The organism is Streptomyces sp. NRRL S-378 (assembly GCF_000720645.1).
In the GTDB taxonomy this organism is placed as follows: Bacteria; Actinomycetota; Actinomycetes; order Streptomycetales; family Streptomycetaceae; genus Streptomyces.
The window spans coordinates 226478-249298 of the sequence record NZ_JOBX01000001.1 but is presented as its reverse complement, the minus strand read 5'-3'; the positions used below and the strand labels follow the sequence as shown (position 1 = coordinate 249298).

General features: G+C 71.5%; 19 protein-coding genes. 13 read left to right on the top strand and 6 right to left on the bottom strand.

What is annotated here, in order from left to right:
* The first annotated feature begins 1 nt into the window (after position 1).
* The 7 genes from IH80_RS0101175 to IH80_RS0101145 all read left to right on the top strand — a co-directional run bounded on the left by IH80_RS0101175 (position 2) and on the right by IH80_RS0101145 (position 8816).
* The gene (locus tag IH80_RS0101175; RefSeq protein WP_030956898.1) at positions 2–2056 is read left to right on the top strand and encodes a copper resistance CopC/CopD family protein; all 2055 of its coding nucleotides are present in this window, start codon (positions 2–4) and stop codon (positions 2054–2056) included.
* Positions 1981–3339 carry an iron uptake transporter deferrochelatase/peroxidase subunit gene (efeB, locus tag IH80_RS0101170; protein ID WP_078906252.1) on the top strand — a complete coding sequence of 453 codons (1359 nt, stop codon included), beginning with the start codon at positions 1981–1983 and terminating at the stop codon, positions 3337–3339. Before IH80_RS0101175 ends, efeB begins: the two co-directional genes overlap by 76 nt.
* A 42-nt stretch (positions 3340–3381) precedes the next feature.
* Positions 3382–4317, top strand: a complete 936-nt coding sequence (gene pheA / locus IH80_RS0101165) for a prephenate dehydratase (RefSeq protein ID WP_030956895.1) — start codon at positions 3382–3384, stop codon at positions 4315–4317.
* Between the two features lie 525 nt (positions 4318–4842).
* Positions 4843–6120, top strand: a complete 1278-nt coding sequence (gene serS, locus IH80_RS0101160) for a serine--tRNA ligase (RefSeq protein ID WP_030816969.1) — start codon at positions 4843–4845, stop codon at positions 6118–6120.
* Entirely contained in the window at positions 6117–6929 is an 813-nt protein-coding gene (locus IH80_RS0101155) for an HAD family hydrolase (protein WP_030956893.1), read from the top strand. The genes serS and IH80_RS0101155 overlap by 4 nt, the downstream gene beginning before the upstream one ends.
* Before the next feature lie 242 nt (positions 6930–7171).
* Complete coding sequence (locus IH80_RS0101150) at positions 7172–8161, top strand: sensor histidine kinase (RefSeq protein ID WP_051808608.1); 990 nt, start codon at positions 7172–7174, stop codon at positions 8159–8161.
* A 10-nt stretch (positions 8162–8171) separates the two neighbouring features.
* A complete protein-coding gene (locus IH80_RS0101145) occupies positions 8172–8816 on the top strand; it encodes a response regulator (RefSeq protein WP_030956889.1) in 645 nt (214 codons plus the stop codon).
* Here the strand turns inward: IH80_RS0101145 and IH80_RS0101140 are convergent, their stop codons facing one another.
* The 5 genes from IH80_RS0101140 to IH80_RS0101120 form a co-directional block, all read right to left on the bottom strand.
* The gene (locus IH80_RS0101140; RefSeq protein WP_030956888.1) at positions 8817–9473 is read right to left on the bottom strand and encodes a rhomboid-like protein; all 657 of its coding nucleotides are present in this window, start codon (positions 9471–9473) and stop codon (positions 8817–8819) included. It lies immediately after the preceding gene.
* A gap of 84 nt (positions 9474–9557) precedes the next feature.
* Complete coding sequence (locus IH80_RS0101135) at positions 9558–10277, bottom strand: ABC transporter permease (RefSeq protein WP_030956887.1); 720 nt, start codon at positions 10275–10277, stop codon at positions 9558–9560.
* A 21-nt stretch (positions 10278–10298) separates the two neighbouring features.
* Positions 10299–11210, bottom strand: coding sequence for an ABC transporter ATP-binding protein (locus IH80_RS0101130; protein ID WP_030956885.1), 912 nt, complete (start codon positions 11208–11210; stop codon positions 10299–10301).
* Complete coding sequence (locus tag IH80_RS0101125; protein WP_030956883.1) at positions 11207–12094, bottom strand: ABC transporter permease subunit; 888 nt, start codon at positions 12092–12094, stop codon at positions 11207–11209. Before IH80_RS0101125 ends, IH80_RS0101130 begins: the two co-directional genes overlap by 4 nt.
* On the bottom strand, positions 12084–13073 hold the full coding sequence (locus IH80_RS0101120) for an ABC transporter ATP-binding protein (protein ID WP_078906251.1): 990 nt from the start codon (positions 13071–13073) through the stop codon (positions 12084–12086). Before IH80_RS0101120 ends, IH80_RS0101125 begins: the two co-directional genes overlap by 11 nt.
* 217 nt (positions 13074–13290) lie before the next feature.
* On the opposite strand from IH80_RS0101120, the gene IH80_RS0101115 reads away from it, so the two are divergent.
* From IH80_RS0101115 to IH80_RS0101105, 3 genes are all read left to right on the top strand, one after another.
* Positions 13291–14163 carry a M24 family metallopeptidase gene (locus tag IH80_RS0101115; RefSeq protein WP_037878479.1) on the top strand — a complete coding sequence of 291 codons (873 nt, stop codon included), beginning with the start codon at positions 13291–13293 and terminating at the stop codon, positions 14161–14163.
* 5 nt (positions 14164–14168) lie between these two features.
* A complete protein-coding gene (locus IH80_RS0101110; protein WP_030956879.1) occupies positions 14169–15950 on the top strand; it encodes an SDR family oxidoreductase in 1782 nt (593 codons plus the stop codon).
* Positions 15951–16175: 225 nt separating this feature from the next.
* Positions 16176–17090 (top strand): MerR family transcriptional regulator, encoded by a 915-nt coding sequence (locus IH80_RS0101105; RefSeq protein WP_030956878.1) that lies wholly within the window; start codon positions 16176–16178, stop codon positions 17088–17090.
* 180 nt (positions 17091–17270) lie between these two features.
* Here the strand turns inward: IH80_RS0101105 and IH80_RS0101100 are convergent, their stop codons facing one another.
* A complete protein-coding gene (locus IH80_RS0101100; RefSeq protein WP_078906250.1) occupies positions 17271–18101 on the bottom strand; it encodes an aquaporin in 831 nt (276 codons plus the stop codon).
* Between the two features lie 142 nt (positions 18102–18243).
* Between IH80_RS0101100 and IH80_RS0101095 the strand changes: the two genes are divergently transcribed.
* The 3 genes from IH80_RS0101095 to IH80_RS38715 all read left to right on the top strand — a co-directional run bounded on the left by IH80_RS0101095 (position 18244) and on the right by IH80_RS38715 (position 22776).
* Complete coding sequence (locus IH80_RS0101095; protein ID WP_030956874.1) at positions 18244–18783, top strand: RNA 2'-phosphotransferase; 540 nt, start codon at positions 18244–18246, stop codon at positions 18781–18783.
* Positions 18784–18928: 145 nt separating this feature from the next.
* Entirely contained in the window at positions 18929–20821 is a 1893-nt protein-coding gene (locus IH80_RS0101090; RefSeq protein ID WP_030956872.1) for an HSP90 family protein, read from the top strand.
* On the top strand, positions 20818–22776 hold the full coding sequence (locus tag IH80_RS38715) for a hypothetical protein (protein ID WP_051808606.1): 1959 nt from the start codon (positions 20818–20820) through the stop codon (positions 22774–22776). Before IH80_RS0101090 ends, IH80_RS38715 begins: the two co-directional genes overlap by 4 nt.
* Positions 22777–22821 lie beyond the last annotated feature (45 nt).

Genomic DNA, 22821 nt, shown 5'->3' with positions numbered 1-22821 from the left:
CATGACGGCCACCGCCCCCGCCCCCTCCACGGCCCGCGTCCTCGCCACGGCATTCCTGCCGCGGCTCGCGCTGGTCCTCGCAGCCCTGCTGGCGACCCTGTTCACCGCGGCCTCACCGGCCACGGCGCACGCCGCACTCACCGCGAGCGACCCCACGGACGGGGCGGTGGTCGCCACGGCACCCGCCCAGGTCTCGCTCTCCTTCTCGGAGCAGGTCGCCATGGGTGACGATTCGATCCGTGTCCTCGACCCCCAGGGCCGACGGGTGGACACCGGTGAGCTGCGCGACATGTGCAGCGGGAACACCGTCCGCTACGGCACCGCCCTGCACTCCGGTCTGCCCAACGGCACGTACACCGTCGCCTGGCAGGCCGTCTCCGCGGACAGCCACCCGATCTCCGGCGCGTTCACCTTCTCCATCGGCGCGCCGTCGGCCACCGAGGTCTCCCTCCCCACCACCCGGGCGGGCGGCGGAGCCGTCGGGATCGCCTACGGCATCGCCCGTTACGCCGCCTACGCCGGCTTCACCGTCCTGGTGGGAGGTGCGGCCTTCATCCTGCTGTGCTGGCGCCGGGGCGCCGCCGAGCGGCCGCTCCAGAAGCTCGTCGTGCGGGCCTGGGTCGCCCTGACCGCGGCCACCCTCGCGATGCTGGTGCTGCGGGCCCCGTACACGGGTTCCGGCCGGTTCGCGGACGCCTTCGACCTGGACGGGCTCAGGGCGGTACTGGAGACCAAGACGGGGGCTTCACTGGTCTCCCGGCTGTTGCTGCTGGGGGCCGCCGCCCTCTTCGTCGCGGTCCTCTTCGGCGTGTACGCGCGTCGCCTGCAGCAGGACGCCGGGACCCAGGAGGACACGGCCAGGGACACCGACGACCTCACCTTCGGGCTGGCCATCGGCGGGGCCGTCGTATCCGGCGGCATCGCGGCCACCTGGGCCCTCTCCGAGCACGCCTCCACCGGTATCCAGCCCGGCCTCGCCATGCCGGCCGACATCCTGCACATGCTGGCCGTCGCCACCTGGCTCGGCGGTCTCTCCGCCCTGCTCGTCGCCCTGCACAAGGTGCCGGGGATCGAACGCTCGGCGGTGCAGCGGTTCTCCCGGGTCGCCTTCGTCAGTGTGGTCGTCCTGGCCGTCACGGGCGTCTACCAGGCCTGGCGGCAGACCGGCAGCTGGTCGGCGCTCACCGGCACCGAGTACGGGCGGCTGCTGCTCCTCAAGATCGCCCTGGTCGCCCTTCTCCTCGGCGTCGCCTCCATGTCGCGGAAGTGGACCGCCCGGCTCGCCGATGCTCCTGCGGCCGCCCAGAAGCCCGACGCGAAGGTGGGCGCGTACGTGACCGCGGGCGACGATGTTTCACGTGAAACACGTCCGGACTCCGGCGCTTCGGACGCCTCGGGTGCGGAGGGGGCATCGAGTGAGGAGGGCGCATCGGATGCCACCGATGTTTCACGTGAAACAGAGCCCGCCACCGTTCCGGCTGACCCGGAGCGCGCCGCCCAGCTCGCCCGGCAGCGCGCCGCCCTCGACAACGCACGCGAGAAGCGGGTGCGGGACGCGGACCCGGACCGCGCGGGCCTGCGCCGCTCGGTCCTCGTCGAGGCGGCGATCGCCGTGGTCCTGCTCGTCGTGACCACGGTCCTCACGAGCACCGAGCCCGGGCGCACCGTCGAGCAGGAGGCGGCCCGCGGCTCCACCGCCACCGCGGTCCCCGACCGCGCCGTGAAGATCACCCTGCCGTTCGACAGCGGCGGCCCGAACGGCAAGGGATCCGTCCGGCTGGAGCTCGACCCGGGCCGGGTCGGGACCAACACCCTGCACCTGTGGGCGGACTCAGGCGACGGGCAGCCCTTCGCCCTCCCCGAGATCAAGGTGGCCTTCACCCTCCCCGCCAAGGACATCGGCCCCCTGCCGGTCGTCCCCGACCAGGCCTCCCCCGGGCACTGGACCGCATCGGGCGTCCAACTGCCGCTCGCCGGCGAATGGCGCATCGACGTGACCGTCCGCACGTCCGACATCGACCAGACCACCGTCCAGAAGACCGTGAAGATCGGCTGACCAGCGTGACCGAGAGCAACCCCGACATCGAGATCTCCCGGCGCAGGCTGCTGGGCACGGTCGGCGCCGCAGGCGCCGCAGGCCTGGCACTGGGCGGTGCCAGCGGCGCCCTCGCGCACTCCGCGCTCGCCGGCTCCGGGGGCGGGTCCGCCACCGGAGCGGCAGGGAGCCTCTCCTCCCTCGGAGCCACCCAGGTGGCGTTCGACGGGGACCACCAGGCCGGTATCACCACTCCCCTCCAGTCCAAGGGGCACGTCCTCGCCTTCGATCTGGCCCCGGGAGCGGGCCGTACCGAGGCCGCCGCCCTGCTGCGACGCTGGTCCGAGACCGCACGGCGGCTCATGGCCGGCGAGACCGCCCCGACGGCCGACAGCGGCATCGCGCTCGACGCCGGGCCGTCCTCCCTCACGGTCACCTTCGGCTTCGGACACTCCTTCTTCGACCGCACGGGCCTCGCCGCCCGCCGCCCCACCGCCCTCGACCCGCTGCCCGACTTCTCCTCCGACCGGCTCGACGCCCGGCGCAGCAATGGCGACCTGTGGGTCCAGATCGGCGCGAACGACGGACTGGTCGCCTTCCACGCCCTGCGCGCACTCCAGAAGGACGCCGGGGAGGCGGCGCGCGTCCGCTGGCAGATGAACGGCTTCAACCGGTCCCCCGGCGCGACCGGCACCCCGATGACCGCCCGCAACCTCATGGGGCAGGTCGACGGCACCGGCAATCCGAAGCCCTCCGAGCCCGACTTCGACAAGCGGATCTTCGTCCCCGCCCAGGGCCCCGGGCCCGCGGAACACGCCTGGATGGGCGGAGGCTCGTACGCCGTCGTGCGGCGCATCCGCATGCTCCTCGACGACTGGGACAAGCAGTCCCTCGCAGAGCAGGAGCAGGTCATCGGCCGGACCAAGGCCACCGGGGCCCCGCTGACGGGCGGCGGCGAGACCACCGAGATGCAGCTCGACAAGATCGGCGCCGACGGCAAGCCCGTCATCCCGTCCAACGCCCACGCCCGGATCTCGGCCCCCGAGCAGAACGGCGGAGCGGCCATGCTGCGGCGCCCCTTCTCGTTCCACGACGGGATCGGCCCCGACGGCGCTCCCGATGCCGGGCTCCTGTTCATCTGCTGGCAGGCCGACCCGCTGCGCGGGTTCGTGCCCGTACAGCGCAAGCTCGACCGCGGCGACGCGCTGTCGGCGTTCATCCGGCACGAGTCCAGCGGCCTGTACGCGGTTCCGCCCGGTCCGCGCCGCGGCGAGTACGTGGGGCAGCGGCTGCTCGAAGGGTGAACAGCACCGCGGCGGCCGACGCCCCGGCATTAGGCTGATCGCATGTCAGCCACCCGCTTCACGTATCTCGGTCCCGAGGGCACCTTCACCGAGGCCGCCCTGCGCACCCTGCCGGAAGCCGCGACCCGGGAGCTCGTCCCGATGGTGTCGGTCCCGGCCGCCCTGGACGCCGTGCGGGGCGGGGAGGCGGCCGCCGCCCTCGTCCCGATCGAGAACTCGGTGGAGGGCGGGGTCACGGCCACCCTCGACGAGCTGGCCTCGGGCGAGCCGCTGATGATCTACCGCGAGGTGCTGCTGCCCATCGCGTTCGCCCTGCTCGTCCGGCCGGGTACCGCCCTGTCGGAAGTGAAGACCGTCACGGGGCACCCGGTCGCCCAGCCCCAGGTACGGAACTGGCTGCGGGCGAACCTGCCCGACGCAGTGTGGGAGTCGGCGGCCTCGAACGCCGACGGCGCCCGGCTGGTCCAAGAGGGGCGCTTCGACGCCGCCTTCGCGGGCGAGTTCGCCGCCGCGACGTACGGCCTCGTCCCGCTGGTCACCGAGATCCATGACGCGGAGAACGCCGAGACCCGGTTCGTGCTGGTGGGCCGCCCCGCGCGGCCGGCCGCGCCGACGGGGGCGGACAAGACGTCCGTCGTGCTGTGGCTCGGCGACGACCACCCCGGTGCGCTGCTGGAGCTCCTCCAGGAGTTCGCGGTCCGCGGGGTGAACCTGATGTTGATCCAGTCCCGTCCGACCGGACAGGGCATCGGCAACTACTGTTTCGCCGTCGACGCGGAGGGCCACATCTCGGACCGGCGGGTCAGCGAGGCCCTCATGGGTCTCAAGCGGACCTGTCCCCAGGTCCGCTTCCTCGGCTCCTATCCGCGGGCCGGCGTCGCTCAGAGTGACGTCCGCTCCCCGCGGGCCGGAACCTCCGATGGCGACTTCACGGCTGCCTCCGACTGGCTGGCCCGCTGCCTCGACGGGCGGGCGTAGGATCGTCCACTGTCCACAGAGTTATCCACAGGCCGCGATGGGGACCTGGGGACAAGTCGACAGAGAGACCCGACAAGGTCGACATATCGGCAGGGGATCCCAGGTTTCGCTCCGGGAAGCGGGAGGTGAACGGTGTCACCCCAGCATCGCGAATCAACTCTTTGGAGCGAGTCATTCCCACCCGAATGAGTGTGTGAGGGGGGTTTGAGCCCTGATTCACCTCGACCATCCGCCGATCAGGAATGATCTATTCCTGTGTCCACAGATGCAACACACAGCCTGTGGATAAGCTGCGGACCGTCACAATTCCTGTGGACAAGAACCCTCTCCGGCCCTGCTCAGAGCGCGCCCCCGGATCCGGCATTACATCCCTTTTCAGGGAATGAACCCACCTTTATTGACCGCCGCAGAGGGGTCACTTCCGGTCAGCGATCAAGACTTATCCATACGTTGCAATTAGGACATAGCGACACGCAGCGTGATATCGGTGTGATCCCAGGAAGCCCAGCCCGGTAGCCTGGAGGGGTGATTGACCTCCGGCTGCTCCGTGAAGACCCTGACCGTGTCCGCGCCTCGCAGCGCGCTCGTGGAGAGGACGTCGAACTCGTCGACGCCCTGCTCTCCGCGGACGAGCGCCGCAGGTCCTCTGGCATGCGCTTCGACGAACTGCGCAATGAGCAGAAGTCGCTCGGCAAGCTCATCCCCAAGGCCTCTCCGGAGGAGCGGACGGAGCTGCTGAAGAAGGCCGAACAGCTCAAGCAGGACGTCAAGGCCGCCGAGGCCGAACAGAACGAGGCCGACGAAGCCGCCAAGCGCCTTCTCCTCCAGCTCGGCAACATCGTCCACGAGGACGTTCCCGTGGGTGGCGAAGAGGACTTCACCGTCCTGGAGACGCACGGCACCATCCGCGATTTCGCCGCCGAGGGATTCGAGCCCAAGGACCACCTGGAGCTCGGCGAACTCCTGGGTGCCATCGACGTCGAGCGCGGCGCCAAGGTATCGGGCTCGCGCTTCTACTACCTGACCGGTGTGGGCGCCCTGCTGGAGCTGGCGCTGGTCAACGCCGCCATCGCCCAGGCCACCGAGGCCGGCTTCATCCCGATGCTGACCCCGGCGCTGGTCCGCCCCCGCGCCATGGAGGGCACCGGCTTCCTCGGCCAGGCCGCGGAGAACGTCTACCACCTGGAGAAGGACGACTACTACCTGGTCGGCACCTCCGAGGTCCCGCTCGCCGCGTACCACATGGACGAGATCATCGAGGGCGACAAGCTGCCGCTCCGGTACGCCGGCTTCTCCCCGTGCTTCCGCCGCGAGGCCGGTACGTACGGCAAGGACACCCGCGGCATCTTCCGCGTCCACCAGTTCGACAAGGTCGAGATGTTCTCGTATGTCGCGCCGGAGGACGCCGAGGCAGAGCACCAGCGGCTCCTGGAGTGGGAGAAGCAGTGGCTGACCAGCCTGGAGCTGCCGTTCCAGGTGATCGACGTCGCCACCGGTGACCTGGGCGCCTCCGCTTCGCGCAAGTTCGACTGCGAGGCGTGGATCCCGACCCAGGGCAAGTACCGCGAGCTGACCTCCGCCTCGAACTGCGACAGCTTCCAGGCCCGCCGCCTGTCGATCCGCTACCGCGACGGCAAGAAGACCCAGCCGCTGTCCACACTGAACGGCACCCTGTGCGCGGTTCCGCGCACGATCGTCGCGATCCTCGAGAACCACCAGCTGGCCGACGGTTCCGTACGGGTGCCCGAGGCGCTCCGTCCGTACCTCGGCGGCCGCGAGGTCCTGGAGCCGATCAACAAGTGAGCCCGGCACCGTTCCCGTACAAGCTCGTCGCGACCGACCTCGATGGGACGCTGCTGCGTGGCGACGACACCGTCTCGGAACGCACCCGTGAAGCGCTTGCCGCGGCTACCGCGGCGGGCGCGGCCCACATCATCGTCACCGGCCGCGCCGTGCCCTGGACCCGGCACGTGCTGGACGATCTCGGTTACCAGGGGATCGCCGTCTGCGGACAGGGCGCCCAGGTCTACGACGCGGGTGCGCACCGGCTGCTGACCTCGGTGACGCTGGACCGGCAGCTCGCCGGGCTGGCTCTGTCGAAGCTGGAGGCCGAGGTCGGTCCGCTGGCCCTGGCCGCCAGCCGGGACGGGGTGGACGGCGAGGTCCTGTTCGGGCCCGGCTACCAGGTGCAGGAAGGCCTCCCGGCCCTCTACCTGGAGGACACGGCCGCGGTGTGGACGGCTCCGCTCAACAAGCTCTACGTCCAGCACCCGGAGCTCGACGACGACCAGCTCGTCAAGATGGCCCGGGAGATCGTGGGCAGTCTGGTCGACGTCGTCATGGCGGGTCCGGGGATAGTCGAGATCCTGCCGCTGGGCCTGACGAAGGCCACCGGCCTGTCCCTGGCCGCGCGCCGGCTCGGGGTGAAGGCGGCGGAGACGATCGCCTTCGGTGACATGCCGAACGACATCCCGATGTTCGGCTGGGCCGCTCGCGGGGTGGCCATGGCCAACGCCCACGCCGAACTCAAAGCGGTGGCAGACGAGGTGACGACCTCCAACGAGGAGGACGGGATCGCGGTGGTGCTGGAGCGTCTGCTCGGCGCCGCATAACGCGCCGGACGTACGAGAGGTCCGGGGCAGCCCGCGCCAGAAGGCGCGCTCGAAGTGGCCGCCCCGGACCTTTTGTTGCTCCCCGCACACCTCACTGTGCCCCGCCCCGACGCCCCGTACCAGCGAATTTCCGCCCCCCAGCCATGCACCCGGCGCCGCCCAGGCGATGGCGAGCACGCCGGGGCGGGACGTCTGCCGGACGGGGGATGGGCAGTCGCCGGGTGCGCTCGTAGGGTCGGTTCATGACCGTCAACCTTCGTCTGGTGTGGGCCCCCTTACTGGCTTCGGCCTCACTCGCCGGCATCGTCGCCACCGCCCTGGTGGTGCCCGCGGCGCGGCTGATGCTCTGGTCGGGCTTCCTGCTCCTGCTGCTCGCCCTCGTGGCCCGCTGGTCACCGGCGCGTTCGGGGACCGTCGCGGGGGTCCTCGGCGTGGTCGCGGTCGCGGTGTGGCCGGTGCCGCTGGTGTGGGAGACCGGTTCGTGGCTGGAGATCAGCGGTGTGGCCGGCTTCTGGGCGGTCCCGGCCCTCGGGGCCGCGGCGGTCGGGGGCTACCTGCGCCGCCAGGCCGCCCGCATGGAGCAGGCCGTACGGGATGCGCGGCGCGACCAGCAACTCGAACTGGCCCGCGATCTGCACGACTTCGTGGCGCACGACGTCAGCGCCATCGTGGTGCAGGCGCAGGCGGCGCGGTTCGTCGCCGAACAGGATCCCGGGCAGGCGGTCCGGGCGCTGGAACGGATCGAGACGGCGGGGCTGAGCGCGCTGGCGTCGATGGACCGCACCGTGCACGCGCTGCAGGAGGCCGCGGGCGGGCCGACGGCTCCCGTTCCGGGCCTGGACCTCCTGCCCGAGCTGGTGGAGCGGTTCGAGGGTGGAGCGCTGGACGCCGACCCCGAGGCGATGCGGGAGCTGTCGAGGGAGACGGACACCACCGCCTACCGGGTGGCCGTCGAAGCACTGACGAACGTACGACGGCACGCGCCCGGGGCAGCCGTGGTCCGCGTCGCCGTACGCCGGGCCGGCGCGGGCACCGAGGTCAGCGTGACCAACTCCGCCGCCCCGCGCGGCGGGGGCGGGCTGCTGGCCCGCCGCCGACGGGGCGGTACCGGTCTGGCCGGTCTGCGGGCGCGGGTCGAAGCCGCGGGCGGGACATTGCGGGCGGGGGCGGCCGAGGACGGCGGATGGCGGGTTTGCGCTGTCTTCCCGGCGGAGGAGAAGGACCTCAGGTGATCATGACGAGGTGACCACACGCATCCTGATAGCCGATGACCAAGAGGACATCCGCAGCGGCTTCCGGCTGATCCTCGACTCACAGCCGGACATGACCGTCGTGGGGGAGGCGGCGGACGGGGAGAGCGCGGTGGCGCTGGCCCGGCGGCTGCGGCCCGACGTGGTGCTCGCGGACATCCGGATGCCACGGCTCGACGGGCTGGAGGTGACCCGGCTGCTGGCGCCCGAGACACGGGTGGTGGTCGTGACCACCTTCGACCTCGACGAGTACGTGCACACCGCGCTGCGCAACGGCGCCTGCGGTTTCCTGCTGAAGCGGTCCGGACCGGCGCTGCTGATCGAGGGCGTGCGGGCCGCGATGGCGGGGGACACCCTGATCAGTCCGCAGATCACGGTGCGGCTGCTGAGCCGGCTGACACAGCCGGGTCCGGTCGCCCGGCCCGCCGCCCACCCCCTGACGGAGCGGGAGCTGGATATCGTGCGACTGGTGGCGCGGGGGTTCACCAACGCCGAGATCGGCGGGGAGCTGTTCATCACCGCGGGCACGGCCAAGACGCACATCGCGAACGTCCAGGCCAAGATCGGGGCACGGAACCGTGTGGGTATCGCCGCATGGGCGTGGGAGCACGGCGTCGCGAAAGCGGACGCCGACTAGTCACGTTTCACGTGAAACGGGCGGTGTTTCACGTGAAACAAGGTGGCGCGTGAGCGGCCAGGAGAGCAGGCCGACGGCGAGCGCGATGGCGTGGCCGAGGTCGGTGAAGGTGCCGCCGGTGGCGAGGGGGATGCCGAAGAAGGCGACCGCTCCGGCCAGGTAGAGCCACCTCCAGGGGCTGGGGAGCCGGTAGGTGAGGACACCGATGGAGGCGGCGAGCCCGTAGCTGACGCCGATGTCGACGACATGGGTCATGCTGCGCGGGGCACGGTGGTCCTGGATGGCCGTCAGGAGGACCTTCTGGCTGATCAGTGTCGCGACGACATGCGCGGTGGCCACGATCAGGAACCATCGCAGGGTCCCGAGCCATCGCTCGACGGGTGCGTGGAAGACCTCGAAGAGCAGCGCGTAGAGGGCGAGCGAGGCCGGGTTCGCGATCCAGAAGGCGCTGCTGATGAGCGCCCGGACGGGGTGCTGGACGAGCTGGTGGATGTTGCTGCTGTTGCGGTGCAGCAGGACGCGGTCCAGTTGGTCGGGCGCGATCGCGACGATGATGCTGGTAACGGCGATGATCAGCAGCCAGATGTGCGTTCCGGGCGAGGAACGTATCCAGGACCGCAGGGGCCGGGACGGCTCCGGGGCGGTGTGCTCGATCATGCACCGATGATGACCCTCAAAGCTGTGCCCCGCCTGGCCGGTGGGCCGGGCGGGGCACTGTCGCGCGAGTGCGTGCGGCCGGGTCTACTCCTCGCCCGCCAGGGTGAGGCGGCGCAGCTTCTGGCCCGCGTAGACGGTGGCTCCGACGGTGACCACGACCAGCAGGACCGATGCGGTGGGCAGGCCCACCGTGGCGTCGACGTACCCCTCGCCAGCGACCTTTTCGGCCAGGGCCAGGGCCCACTGCTGGACGCTGAGGGTCTTGGCCCCCGAGACCAGGCTGCCGAAGAGCGACTCCCAGATCAGGGCGTAGACCAGGCCGAAGACGACCGCGTGCCGGCTGACCGTGCCCAGCAGCAGGAAGAGGGCGCTGTAGGCGATCGAGGCCACGAGGGCGGCGATCGTGTAGGCCACGGCGATCTGCTGGCCGTTGCCGTTGAGGATGAATCCGGCGATCAGGGTGGGGATCGCGGAGAAGGCCATGGTGACGGCGATCGCCACGATCAGCTTGGTCATGATGATCTTCGGCCGCTTCACCGGCTTGGCCAGCAGATAGACGATGGAGCCGTCGTCTATTTCGGGCCCGATGGCGCCGGTGCCGGCGATGACACCGATCAGGGGGACCATGGTGGCGAGCGCGAAGCCCCCGAGGAGATCGGCCGCGACCTTGTCGTCCACGCCGACGAAGGCACGGACCACGAGGGCGATGACGATCAGCAGGGCGGGAAGTGCGAAGAGGATGAGCGCGCGGCGCCGACCGAGCAGGGCCCGGTAGGTGAGCCGGGCAACGGTGGGGTCGTACACGTACATGGGTGCCAGCTCCTTTCAGGCCGTGACGAGGTAGGAGAAGACCGACTCGAGGGACTCGTCGGAGGGCGAGACCGTCAGCAGCCGGATGCCGTGCTGTCGGGCCACCAGGGGCAGCAGCTCGGTGAAGCGGCCGAAGTCGACGGCCTGGATGCGCAGCGCGCCCTCCTTCAGGTCGACCTCGATGCCGGCGGTGGAGGGGTCGGCGATCAGAGCGGCGGCGAGCGACCGGTCGTCGGAGGAGCGGACGAGGTAGCGGTGCGGGCGGTCCGTCATCAGGCGGCGGATCTTGCGGAAGTCACCGGAGGCGGCGTGCCGGCCGGCCACGACCACCTCGATGTGCGAGGCGAGCTGTTCGACCTCCTCCAGGATGTGGGAGGAGAACAGGACGGTGCGTCCCTCGTCGCCCATGCGCCGCAGGAGGTCCATCAGCTGCATGCGCTGCCGGGGGTCCATGCCGTTGAACGGCTCGTCCAGGAGCAGCACGGACGGGTCGTGGACGAGGGCGGACGCCATCTTCACGCGCTGGCGCATGCCCTTGGAGTACGTGGAGATCTTGCGGTCCTGCGCGTACTCCATCTCGACGGTGGCCAGTGCGCGCTGTGCGGCCGCGTCGTCGAGGCCGTGGAGCTCGGCGTTGGCGACGACGAACTCACGGCCGGTGAGGAAGTCGTACATCGCCTCGCGCTCGGGCACGACGCCCACGTGCTTGTAGATCTGCTCGTTCTGCCAGATCGGGGCGCCGTCGAGGGTGACGGTGCCGGTGGAGGGGGCGAGGAAGCCGCCCATCATGTTGATGAGGGTGGACTTGCCCGCGCCGTTCGGGCCCAGCAGTCCCGTGACGCCGGGGCCGATGCGCATGGTCACGTCGTTGACGGCGACGACGTTCCCGAACCAGCGGGAGGTGTGGTCGATGTCGATGGTGGTCACAGCCCGGCCTTCCGGTAGCGGGCCATCAGGGCGGCGTAGGAGCCGGCGATGAGGCCGAGGGCGACGAGCAGGTAGACGGAGCCGATGCCGGCCGAGGGGCCCTCACCGCCGGGGAAGGCAGAGGTGGCGCCGAGGAACGCGGTCTGCACGCCGTCGATCAGGGTGATCGGGGAGAACAGGCCCAGCCAGTCGATGGATCCGGCGTTGCCGGTGCTGTAGGCGACGCCCTGTACCGCGGTGACCGCGCCGTAGGGGATCAGGAGCACTGCGATGATCGCCGCGACGCCGAACCCGCGGCGCGGAGTCAGCGCGGCCATCACCAGGCCGATCCCGGAGAAGAGCAGCGACAGCAGCAGAACCGACACGAGTCCTTGCCCGAATCCCTTGGTCTGGTCGGCGAAATCGAACTTCGCCAGGAGCGCGCCGATCCACATGATCAGCAGCGGGGTCGCGGTGAGGATGAACATGGCCGAGGCCATGGCCGCGTACTTGGCCACGACGTAGTCGACGCGCTCGATGGGCCGCGAGAAGTAGAGCGGGACCGTCTTGAACCGCAGGTCCCGCGAGACGGACTGCGGCGCCTGGGAGGCGAGGTAGAGGCCGATGACCACCTGGGTGGTCAGGGCGTACGTCGTGTACTTGATCGGCAGGTCCGTGGAACCGGGCACCGCGATGGCCACGGCGACGATGATGAGCGCCGGGACGCACATCACCGCGAAGAGGAGCATCGGGAGGACCTTCGACTTGGCGGACCGGCCGAGCCCGTAGGCGCCGCGCAGGGACTGCGAGAACAGCGACTTGCGGGCGTAGGCGCGGCCGAGCCGGGGTCCGTCGTAGGACCGGTAGCCGATGTTGTGGATCTGCGTCGACGTCTCAGGCGCCATCGGAACCGGCTCCCTTCTGCTGGGCGGTGTACGCGGGCTGGTCGTTGTCGCGGAAGACCTCCGCGATGTGGTGGCGGCGCTGTTCCATGCGGACCAGGCCGATGCCCAGCTCGGCGACGGTGTCGCGGATGGTGTCGTAGGTGCTCTCGCCGGTGGCCTCGACGAGGAGGATGTGGCCGGCTCCGGGCAGGCCCTGCTCCTCGCCCGCATGCAGGGTGAGGCCGGCCTCGGTGAGCGCCTTGCGCAGGGCGGCGGTGCCGTCCGGGTGGGCGTCGGAGTCGGTGACCTCGACCGCGAGGGTCGCGGTGGTCTGCGTGAAGTCGCTGGTGGAGCTGGAGCGCAGCAGCTTGCCGCCGTCGACGACCACGACGTGGTCGCAGGTCCTCTCCAGTTCGCCGAGGAGGTGGGAGGTGACCAGGACGGAGATGCCGAAGTCGGTGTAGACGCGTCGGATCAGGCCGAGCATCTCGTCGCGCCCGACCGGGTCCAGACCGTTGGTCGGCTCGTCGAGGAGGACCAGCTGGGGGTCGTGGACGAGTGCCTGGGCGAGCTTGACGCGCTGCTTCATGCCGGTGGAGTAGCCACCGATGGGGCGGTAGCGCTCCTCGTACAGCCCGACGTGGCGCAGGGTGTCGGCGGTGCGCTCGCGGGCCGCGGTCGGCGGCAGCCCGGACATGCGCGCCATGTGGACGACGAACTCGGTGGCCGAGACGTCGGGTGGCAGGCAGTCGTGTTCGGGCATGTATCCGACGCGTTCACGGATGGCGCTGCCATGCGTATGGACGTCGAGGCCGAGCACGGCGGCGCTGCCCTCGGTGGCGGGGGACAGTCCCAGCAGGATTTTGATCAGCGTGGACTTGCCGGCTCCGTTGGCGCCCACGAGCCCGGTCACGCCGGGGCCGATGTCCAGGGAGAGCCGGTCGAGGGCGGTCACTCGGGGGTACCGCTTGCTCAGGCTTTCAGTCGCGATGACAGTCACGGCACCGACGTTAGTGGCGCGTCTTTCCTCAGGCGTCAGACCTGGAGCTGGATCCGGTCTCAGCCTTCAGGCGTACATGCCCGTACTGGAGGCTGATGTGGACCGGACAACTTTGTCCACAGGGCCGTGCACGACCCTTGACGTGATCTCCGGTCATTGTCACATTCATCAGTGTCAACTTACGGGCGCGTACGGCTACACGGATGGACGGGCTGACATGGCTGGGGACACCAGGCAACGCACCGCGCTGCACTCCGGACGGCTCTCCGCCGACCTGAGCGGGTTCAGAGAGGTGCAGCGCCTCTCGTACGAGTGCGCCGAGGCGGTCGCGGCCCAGCTGCGACCCGGAGTGACCGAGCGCGAGGCCGCGCGCATGCAGCGTGAGTGGCTGCGCGACCGCGGGGTGCGGGACTGGTTCCACCTGCCGTTCGCCTGGTTCGGGGACCGCACCGCCTTCGCGAACTTCCGGATCCCGCTGCAGTTCTTCCCGACCAACCGGCGGCTGGAGCCGGGCATGCCCTTCATCCTCGACATGGCGCCCGTCTACAAGGGCTTCTCGGCGGACATAGGCTACTCGGGCAGCCTCGGCCTGAATCCGGTGCAGGACCGGCTCATGGCCGACCTGCGGGCGCACCGGGAGCTGATCCTGGAGCAGGTGCGCGAGCGCCGCTCCCTGCGAGAGATCTACGAGGACGTCGAGCGGCTGATGAACCGGCAGGGGTACGCCAACCGGCACCGCGCCTACCCCTTCGGCGTGATCGCCCACAAGATCGACCGGGTGAAGGAGCGGCGCTGGTCGCCGACGGCGTTCGGATTCGGCACCCAGTCCCTCAAGGGGCTGGCCAGTGACGCCCTGCACGGGCACCGTGAGGGCTGGTCCCCGCTGTGGAGCCCGTACCACTTCTCCGACCACCCGCCGCAGCCCGGCCTGTGGGCGGTGGAACCACACCTGGGCTTCCGGGGCACGGGAGCGAAGTTCGAGGAGATCCTCGTGGTCACCGACTCGCGGGACCCCGAGGAGAGCGCGTTCTGGCTGGACGACGACCTGCCGCACGTGCGGCGCTGGGCCGAGGAGGAGAGGGCAGCATGAGCGGCATGAGCGGAGCGGGATCGGTGGAGCCGACGGGCGCGCGGGAGCACTGGGTGCGCACCGGCGGGGTCGAGTTGTGCGTGGTCGAGCTCGGCGAGCGGGGCCGTCCGACGGTGCTGCTGGTGCACGGCTACCCGGACAGCAAGGAGGTCTGGACCGAGGTCGCCGAGCGGCTCGCGACCCGCTTCCACGTGGTGCTCTACGACGTGCGCGGCCACGGGCGCTCCACCGCGCCGCAGCCGCTGCGCGGCGGATTCACCCTGGAGAAGCTGACCGACGACTTCCTGGCGGTGGCGGACGCGGTCAGTCCGGACCGGCCGGTACACCTCGTCGGCCACGACTGGGGTTCCGTACAGGGCTGGGAGTTCGCGACGGTCGGCCGTACGGAGGGGCGGATCGCGTCCTTCACGTCGATGTCGGGGCCCTCCCTGGACCACTTCGGACACTGGATCAAGAAGCGCATGTCGCGGCCGACCCCGCGGGCGGCGGCGCAGCTCCTGGGCCAGGGCGCCAAGTCCTGGTACGTCTACTTGCTGCACACCCCCGTGCTGCCGGAGCTCGCCTGGCGCGGACCTCTCGGCAAGCGGTGGCCCCAGATGCTGCAGCGCGTCGAGAAGGTGCCGGCCGGCTCCTACCCGACGGCCTCGCTGCCCTCGGACGCGGCGCACGGGGCCTGGCTCTACCGCGACAACGTACGCCCGAGGCTGCGCCGGCCGCGCTCCGACGCGTACGCCCACGTACCGGTGCAGCTGATCACTCCGACCGGGGACGCGTTCCTGTCCGAGCGGCTCTACGACGGCCTGGAGCGGTGGGCCCCGGACCTGCTGCGGCGGACCCTGCCCGCCAAGCACTGGATACCCCGGACCCGGCCCGACCAGCTGGCCTCCTGGATCACCGAGTTCGTCACGGCCCGGGAGGATCCGGCGGCGCGGGGACCGGAGCAGAAGGCCCCGGGCAAGTACGCCGACCGCTTCGGCGGCCAGCTCGTCCTGGTCACGGGCGCGGCCAGCGGGATCGGCCGGGCCACCGCCTTCGCGTTCGCGGAGGCGGGAGCACGGGTGGTGGCCGTCGACCGCGACGCCGAGGGCGCGGCGCGCACGGCCGACATGGCCCGCCTCGTCGGCGCCCCCGAGGCGTGGGCGGAGTGCGTGGACGTCAGCGACGAGCAGGCGATGGAGAAGCTGGCGGCGAAGGTCGCCGCCGAGTACGGGTTCGTCGACGTCCTGGTCAACAACGCCGGGATCGGCCTGTCCGGGGCCTTCCTCGACACCACGGCCGAGGACTGGAAGAAGGTCCTGGACGTCAATCTGTGGGGCGTCATCCACGGCTGCCGGATCTTCGGGAAGCAGATGGCCGAGCGCGGCCAGGGCGGGCACATCGTCAACACCGCTTCGGCCGCGGCCTATCTGCCCTCCCGCACCCTGCCCGCCTACAGCACCTCGAAGGCTGCGGTGCTGATGCTGTCGGAGTGCCTGCGCGCGGAACTCGCCTCGAAGTCCATCGGCGTCTCCGCGATCTGCCCCGGCATCGTCAACACCAACATCACCGCGACCTCGCGCTTCGCCGGGGTGGACGAGGCCGAGGAGAAGCGCCGCCAGGAGCGCTCCTCGCGACTTTACGGTCTGCGCAACTTCCCGCCGGAGAAGGTCGCCGACGCGATCCTGCGCGCCGTCGTCCGCAACGAGGCGGTCGTGCCGGTCACGCCCGAGTCCAAGGGCGCCCTGTGGATGTCCCGCTTCGCCCCGCGCGCCCTGCGGCGCATCGCCCGGCTGGAGCCCCGGCTGTGACCGGGTCCGTGGATCCGTCGCGCGGGCACGGCCGCGCGGGGGCCGAGGGACCGGTGCCCCCGTGCAGAGAGCCCGGCACGGCCATACCCGGCTCCTTCCGGCGGTCGTACCATCCCTCGCAGGAGGGCTCGCTGCGCAGGGCGGTCGAGTACCTCGCGGCTTCACCTGCCGCCCGGGCCGCAGCAGGCGCGGGCCGCCGAGCCGCCATGTCGTAGGGAGCCGGGATTGTCCGATCAGGCCGTAGCCGAGTACCGGATCGAGGATCTGGCGCACCACAGCGGAGCGACGGTGCGCACGATCCGCGCGTACCAGGACCGCGGTCTGCTGCCCAAGCCGGAGCGGCGGGGCCGCTCCAATGTGTACCGGGACACGCACCTGGCGCGGCTGCGTCAGATCGCCGACCTGCTGGACCGCGGCTACACCCTGGCCTCTATCAAGGAGCTGTTGGAGGCGTGGGACGCGGGACGCGGACTGGGCGGCGTCCTGGGGCTGGTCGCCGAGGTGCACGGGCCGTGGACCGATGAGGAGGCGGCCCGGATCAGCCGGGACGAGCTGAACGCACGGTTCGGCGGGCTGCCCGACGACGAAGCGGTGAGCGAGGCCTGCGCCCTGGGTGTGCTGGAGCGGATCCCGGGGCGCCCGGACCAGTTCCTGGTGCCGTCCCCGCAGGAACTGGCAGTGGCGGCCGAGCTGTACGCGGCCGGGGTGCCGCTCGCGGCGATCACCGGGCACCTCCGGGAACTGCGGGGTCAGGTGGAGCACATCGCCTCGCGGTTCCTGGAGTTCACCACCGAGCACGTCTTCGCGCGCTACCTCGGGCAGGTGCCTCCCACCGACGCGGACGCGGCGGAGGCGGCGACGATGGTGCGGCGGCTGCGGCCGCTGGCGCAGCAGACCGTGGACGCGGAGCTGGCCCGGGCGATGCGGCTCTTCGCGACCCGGCACCTCCAGCGGCACCTGGGAGCGGCGGGGACGCCGCAGCCGACTGGACCCTCGCCGGTGGCGCTGCCCGCCGGGACGGTACGGGCGGTGCAGGAGCTGGTCGGCGCCGAACACGTGGCGGAGTTCGTGCGGGCCGCGACGGAGCGGGAGATCCAGGCCCGGACGATGAACGATCTGGCGCGGCGGGCGGATCGGTGACGGTGGGACCGGTGACGGGTGACCGGTCCCGAGGTGACCGTGGCGAGGTGGCCGGCAGCACCTGAGCGGATCGGTCCACACGTCCACATGTTCCACAGGGCGGATCACGCGTTTGCCGTCAAAACCCACCCAAAGGGCTGTGGACAAGTGGTCTTTCCTGTGGGCAACCGGGGCGGCGTCTCACCCTACGGTTTGGTAGGAGTCCGGGTCGGGGCTCGCACCGTCCGCCGGCCCGGTCGCGGCGAGCGCGGCCGGTACGGCCGTTGCGCCCGGCGCCGGTTCGGCCTCGCGGGCCCCATGGCCGCCCGTACGGCCCGCGCCGCTCTTCGCGCCGGATCCGTAGAGGAACGCGGCCAGGGCCAGCCCGAGGATCCCGCCGCACAGCTGGGCGGCGACGAAGCCCGGCAGCGAACCGGGCGCGATACCGGTGAAGGAATCGCTGAAGCTGCGCCCGATGGTGCCGGCCGGGTTGGCGAAGGAACCGGAGGAGGTGAACCAGATCGCGGCCGCGATGTACGCCGCCACCGCCGCCGGGATGAGACGGGCGCGCCCGATGCGCCCCAGCCCCTGGATCACGAGGACGAGACCGGCGGTGGCGATCACCTCACCGACGAGCAGGTGGCCCCCGTCGAGGACCTGCGTGGCGAAGGCGCCCGGGGTCCGGCCGAACATGGCCTCCGCGAGGACGGCGCCGCCGATGGCCCCGGCGGTCTGGGCCGCGACGTAGACGGGCACCTCGCGACCGCCGACCCCCTCGCCGCCGGTGCGGCGGGTCCACCAGGAGGTGAGGGTCACCACCGGGTTGAGGTGGGCGCCGGACAGCGGCCCGAAGAGGGTGATGATCAGCCCGAGGCCGATGGCCGACACGAACGAGTTGGCGATGAGGGCGACACCGGTGTCGGCGCTGAGCTCCGTGGCCTTGAGCCCGGAGCCGATCACGACCACGAGCAGGCCGGCGGTTCCGATCAGCTCGGCAGCCGCACGGCGTGGCAGAGAGGTACGGGCTGTCATGGGTCCTCCCCCAGGGCAGAGTGATAATGGAAAGTATATTCCGCATCCTGGAATGACAAAAGAGGGCGTCCACCGTCGTCCGGCACCGCACGCCCCGGAAAATCCCTGCCGGAGCGTCCCCTGAGCGGGCACGCTGGGGTTCATGGATGAAAGACGCACCGTGAAGGTGTCCAAGTACGTCTCGAAACACCTGCGGCACCAGCCGGATCGGATCGGACTGGCGCTCGATCCCCAGGGCTGGGTGGAGATCGACGACCTGCTGCGCGCCGCCGCCGCGCACGGCTTCCCCTTCAGCCGTGCCGAGCTCGACCACGTCGTGGCCGCCAACGACAAGCAGCGGTTCGCCGTCGACGGAACCCGCATCCGGGCCAGCCAGGGACACACCGTCGCCGTGGACCTGGACCTTCCGGAGGCCGAACCGCCGGCGTACCTCTACCACGGCACCGTGGCCGCCGTCCTCGACCCGATCCGCGCCGAGGGCCTGCGCCCGATGGCCCGTCACCACGTGCACCTGTCCCCCGACCGGGAGACCGCGACCCGGGTGGGCGCGCGCCGCGGCCGGCCCGTCGTGCTCAGCGTGGACGCTGCGGCGATGCGTGCGGCAGGGCACGTCTTCCGGATCAGCGCCAACGGAGTATGGCTGGTGGACGCCGTGCCGCCGCAGTTCCTGCGCTTCCAGTAGCCGGCAGCCGAACCCCCTCCACGCCCGCCCGAAATCGCTCAGAGATTGTCTGACCAGCCCCCTAATGTGTCTCCCACTCCGGGATCAGTGAGGGGGGACCTCGCGATCGCCGAACCCTTCACGCACGCACGCGAGGTGACGCCCCATGACGTCCGGACCCCTGTCCGAACCCACGTCCACGCCCCACAGCTTCCAGGTCGATCTGCGCGGTCTGGTGGACCTCCTCTCCCACCACCTCTACTCCAGCCCGCGCGTCTACGTCCGCGAGCTCCTGCAGAACGCGGTGGACGCCGTCACCGCGCGCCGGGCCGTCGACCCGGAGGCGCAGGCCCACATCCGGCTGTCGGCCTCCGGCGGCCGCGTGACCATCGAGGACAGCGGCATCGGCCTGACCGCTGCCGAGGCACACTCCTTCCTGGCGACCATCGGCCGCAGCTCCAAGCGGAGCGGCGACGACGCCTTCCACGACCAGGCCCTGGAGGCCACCCGTCGCGACTTCCTGGGCCAGTTCGGCATCGGACTGCTCGCCTGTTTCGTCGTGGCCCGCCAGATCCGCGTCGTCACCCGCTCCGCCCGCGACCCCCACGCGGCCCCCGTGGAATGGCTGGCCACCGACGACGGCTCCTACACGGTGCGCGAACTGCCGCACGCGGCCCGCCCCGAGCCCGGCACCACCGTCGTCCTGGAAACCCGTCCAGGAGCAGCGGAATGGACCTCCGCGGCCAAGGTCGAGGAACTCGCCCGCGACTACGGCTCCCTGCTCCCCTACGACATCACCTTCGACGACGGCGAAGGAGGCGATCCGCGCCCCGTCACCGACCGGCCCGCCGTGTGGGAGCGCACCTTCCCCACACCCACCGCCCGCCGCGTCGCACTGGCCGGGCACTGCGCGGAGCTCTTCGCCTTCACCCCGCTCGACACCATCGACCTCGACCTCCCGGTCGCCGGTGTGCGCGGAGTGGCGTACGTCCTGCCCGACCCGACCAGCCCGGCCCACCGGGCCGGACACCGCGTTCACCTCAAGGGCATGCTGCTGACCCAGCGGGCCGACAACCTGCTGCCGGACTGGGCGTTCTTCGTCCGCGCCGTCATCGACACGGACACCCTGCGGCCCACCGCCTCCCGCGAGAACCTGTACGACGACGAGACCCTCTCCGCCGTTCGGGAAGCCCTCGGCGCCCGCATCCGCGGGTGGCTGGCCGAACTCGCCGCGAGCGACCCCGACCGCCTGGCCGCTTTCCTGCGCGTCCACCACCTCGGCGTGAAGTCCATGGCCCGGCACGACTCCGAACTCCTCGGACTGATGCTGCCGTGGCTGCCGTTCGAGACCAGCGCCGGTTCGATGAGCCTGCAGGAGTTCGCGGCCGCCCACACCGACATCCACTTCACGCGCACCGTCGAGGAGTTCCGGCAGATCGCACCGATCGCCGCGGCCCACGGCCTCGGTGTCGTCAACGCCGGCTACACCTACGACGCGGATCTGCTCGCCCTGCTGCCCGCCGTACGGCCGGAGCTCAAGGTGACCGAGCTGGATGCCGGAGCCGTCACCGAACGGCTCGATCCGGTGCCCACCGCCGCCGAGCTGGCGCTCGCGCCCTTCCTGGCCACCGCACGCACCCGCCTCGAACCCCAGAGCTGCGACGTGGTGCTGCGCGCTTTCCAGCCCGTCACCGTCCCCGCCCTCTACCTGGACGACCGCCAGGCCCGCCAGGAACGCGACCGCACCGCCGCGATGGAGAGCGCCGACTCCCTGTGGAGCGGCATCCTCGGGGCGCTGCGGGGATCCGCACCCCGCGCACGCCTGGTCCTCAACCACGACAACCCGCTGATCCGCCGGATCTCGGGCCTGCAGGACGAGGCGCTGACCGGCACCGCCGTCGAATCGCTGTACGGACAGGCCCTGCTGATGTCCCAGCGCCCCCTGCGCCCCGCCGACTCCGCCCTGCTGAACCGGGCCTTCCTCGGGCTCCTGGAGTGGGCGACACACTCCACCACGCATCCCACCGACGCCCGCGACGGCGAGGAGAACCAGAAGTGACGACCCTGACGCACGAAGAGATCGTGCGGGGACTGGCGGAGAACCGCCAGGCGCCCAACGGCGCCGCGCGCAACGCGCACGCGGAGGCCCTGGCGGGCGCGGCCGAGGCGCACGGCGACCGGGCCCTGTTCCGCGAGGCCCTGGACAACCTGATCAACGCATACCTCTACAGCTCCGAGTCGCCGAAGATCCTCGTCCCCTTCGCGCGGCTGCTCCAGGAGTACGACAAGGACCCGGCGGCGTTCTCCGAGTGGGAGACCCACTCGCTGTTCTGGCAGTTCAAGTGGGTGGCAACGGCCATCGCCGACTCCCCCGGCATTCCGCTGGACTCGGCGACCGGCTGGCTGGACGAGATGGAGCGCCGCTACCGGCTCGCCGGATACAGCGAACGGCCCGTGCGCGACGCCGAGCTGTGGCTGGCCCACGCCACCGGCGACGACGAGCGCGCGGAACGCGCCTTCCGCAGCTGGCTCGCGGCGGAGCGCGACGACATGAGCGACTGCGAGGCCTGCGAGCTCGGGGGGCAGGGCCACTACGCCATCCTGCAGGGCGACGACGCCGGTGCCCTGGAGCTGTGGCAGCCGGTCCTCGAGGGCGAGCTGGTCTGCGCCGAGGAGCCGCACCGTGTCCTCGCCGCCTCGCTGCTGCCGCTGCTTCGGCTCGGCCGGACCGACGAGGCACGCTCGCACCACCTGCGCGGCTACCGCATGGCCCGCGGCAACGACAGCCTGCTGCCCTCGGTCGGCAGGCACATCGAGTTCTGCGCGCTCACCGGTAACACCGCGCGCGGCCTGGAGATCCTGGCCGAGCACGCCTCCCACGTGGCCCCGCTCTCGAACCTCGACGACCGGCTGGCCTTCCACGGCGGCATCCTCGTCCTGCTGCACCGACTGCGGGACCTGGGGCACGGGGATCTCCCGGCCGTCTCCTACGAGGGCACCCCCCGCACCGTCTCCGAGCTGTACGAGGTGCTGTACGCGGGCTGCGTCGACATCGCCGGACAGTTCGACGCGCGCAACGGCACCACCCGGGTCTCGGACCGGTTCCTCGCGCGGGTCGTCCGGGAGCCGCTGGCGGCTGACCTACCGCTGGGGGTGCGCACCGCGGGGCTGCCCCGGCCGGCCACGCCCGGCGCCGGGGCGGCCCTCGTCGACGCCGTCTCCGCGCCCGCCGGACCCGGCACGACCGCGGCAACGCCCGTCGTGTTCACCGAGCTGGTGGCGCGGGCCCGCCGGGCGCGGGACCTGAGCCATCCGGGTACGGACGCCCTGTGGGCCGAAGTGGCCGTACGGCTGGAGGCGCAGCCGGAGGCGGATCCGCTGGTCCGCGCCGACCTCGCGGACCAGCAGGCGCTGGCCGCCGCGCGGCACGGGGCGCAGGACGCGCGCGAGCTGCTGACCGCGGTCCGGGACGAGTACCGGGCGCTCGGCCGGGCGGAACGGGCGGCGCTCGCGGAGCTTCGCCTGGCGGGTGCGGCCGCTCAGTCGGCGGCCGCACCCGCCGAGATCCGCGCGCTGCTGCGGGCCGCCCTGCGGTCCGCCGAGGCGCTGGACCACACCGAGCCGCTGCGTGCGCGCCGGATCGCCCTCGCGGAACTGTCCGCAATCCGCCTGGAGTCGTACCTGCGCACGGTGGAGACCACCGGCCCGGACGGGCACCACGACCACGGCCATCACCACGCCGGGGACCAGGAGCACGGTCACGCCGAGCTCGCCGCCGAACTGACCGCATTCGCCGCCGCCCGGCGGGAAGCGGCGCCCGACCTGGTGGCGGAGGCGGAGGAGATGCTGGGCCGGGTGGCCCTGGCACAGGGCGACCCGGAACGGGCCGTGCCCCTGCTGGCAACGAGCGCCGAGCGGGCCGTCGCTGCGGGACGCCCCTGGCAGGCGGTGGACCCGCTGGTGCTGCGGGCCGGGGTGCTGATGTCGCTGGACCGCACCGATGAGGCGGAATAGGCGGCGCGCACCGCACTGGAACATGCCTCCGAACTGACCGACGCC

Excerpts from the sequence above, each read along its gene's own strand:
- IH80_RS0101175 (WP_030956898.1), top strand. The coding sequence starts at position 2 with ATGACGGCCACCGCCCCCGCCCCCTCCACGGCCCGCGTCCTCGCCACG.
- IH80_RS0101095 (WP_030956874.1), top strand. The coding sequence starts at position 18,244 with ATGGATGAAAGACGCACCGTGAAGGTGTCCAAGTACGTCTCGAAACAC.
- pheA (WP_030956895.1), top strand. The coding sequence starts at position 3,382 with ATGTCAGCCACCCGCTTCACGTATCTCGGTCCCGAGGGCACCTTCACC.
- IH80_RS0101125 (WP_030956883.1), bottom strand. The coding sequence starts at position 12,094 with ATGGCGCCTGAGACGTCGACGCAGATCCACAACATCGGCTACCGGTCC.
- efeB (WP_078906252.1), top strand. The coding sequence starts at position 1,981 with ATGGCGCATCGACGTGACCGTCCGCACGTCCGACATCGACCAGACCAC.
- IH80_RS0101100 (WP_078906250.1), bottom strand. The coding sequence starts at position 18,101 with ATGACAGCCCGTACCTCTCTGCCACGCCGTGCGGCTGCCGAGCTGATC.
- IH80_RS0101090 (WP_030956872.1), top strand. The coding sequence starts at position 18,929 with ATGACGTCCGGACCCCTGTCCGAACCCACGTCCACGCCCCACAGCTTC.
- IH80_RS0101150 (WP_051808608.1), top strand. The coding sequence starts at position 7,172 with ATGACCGTCAACCTTCGTCTGGTGTGGGCCCCCTTACTGGCTTCGGCC.
- IH80_RS0101110 (WP_030956879.1), top strand. The coding sequence starts at position 14,169 with ATGAGCGGAGCGGGATCGGTGGAGCCGACGGGCGCGCGGGAGCACTGG.
- IH80_RS0101140 (WP_030956888.1), bottom strand. The coding sequence starts at position 9,473 with ATGATCGAGCACACCGCCCCGGAGCCGTCCCGGCCCCTGCGGTCCTGG.
- IH80_RS0101115 (WP_037878479.1), top strand. The coding sequence starts at position 13,291 with ATGGCTGGGGACACCAGGCAACGCACCGCGCTGCACTCCGGACGGCTC.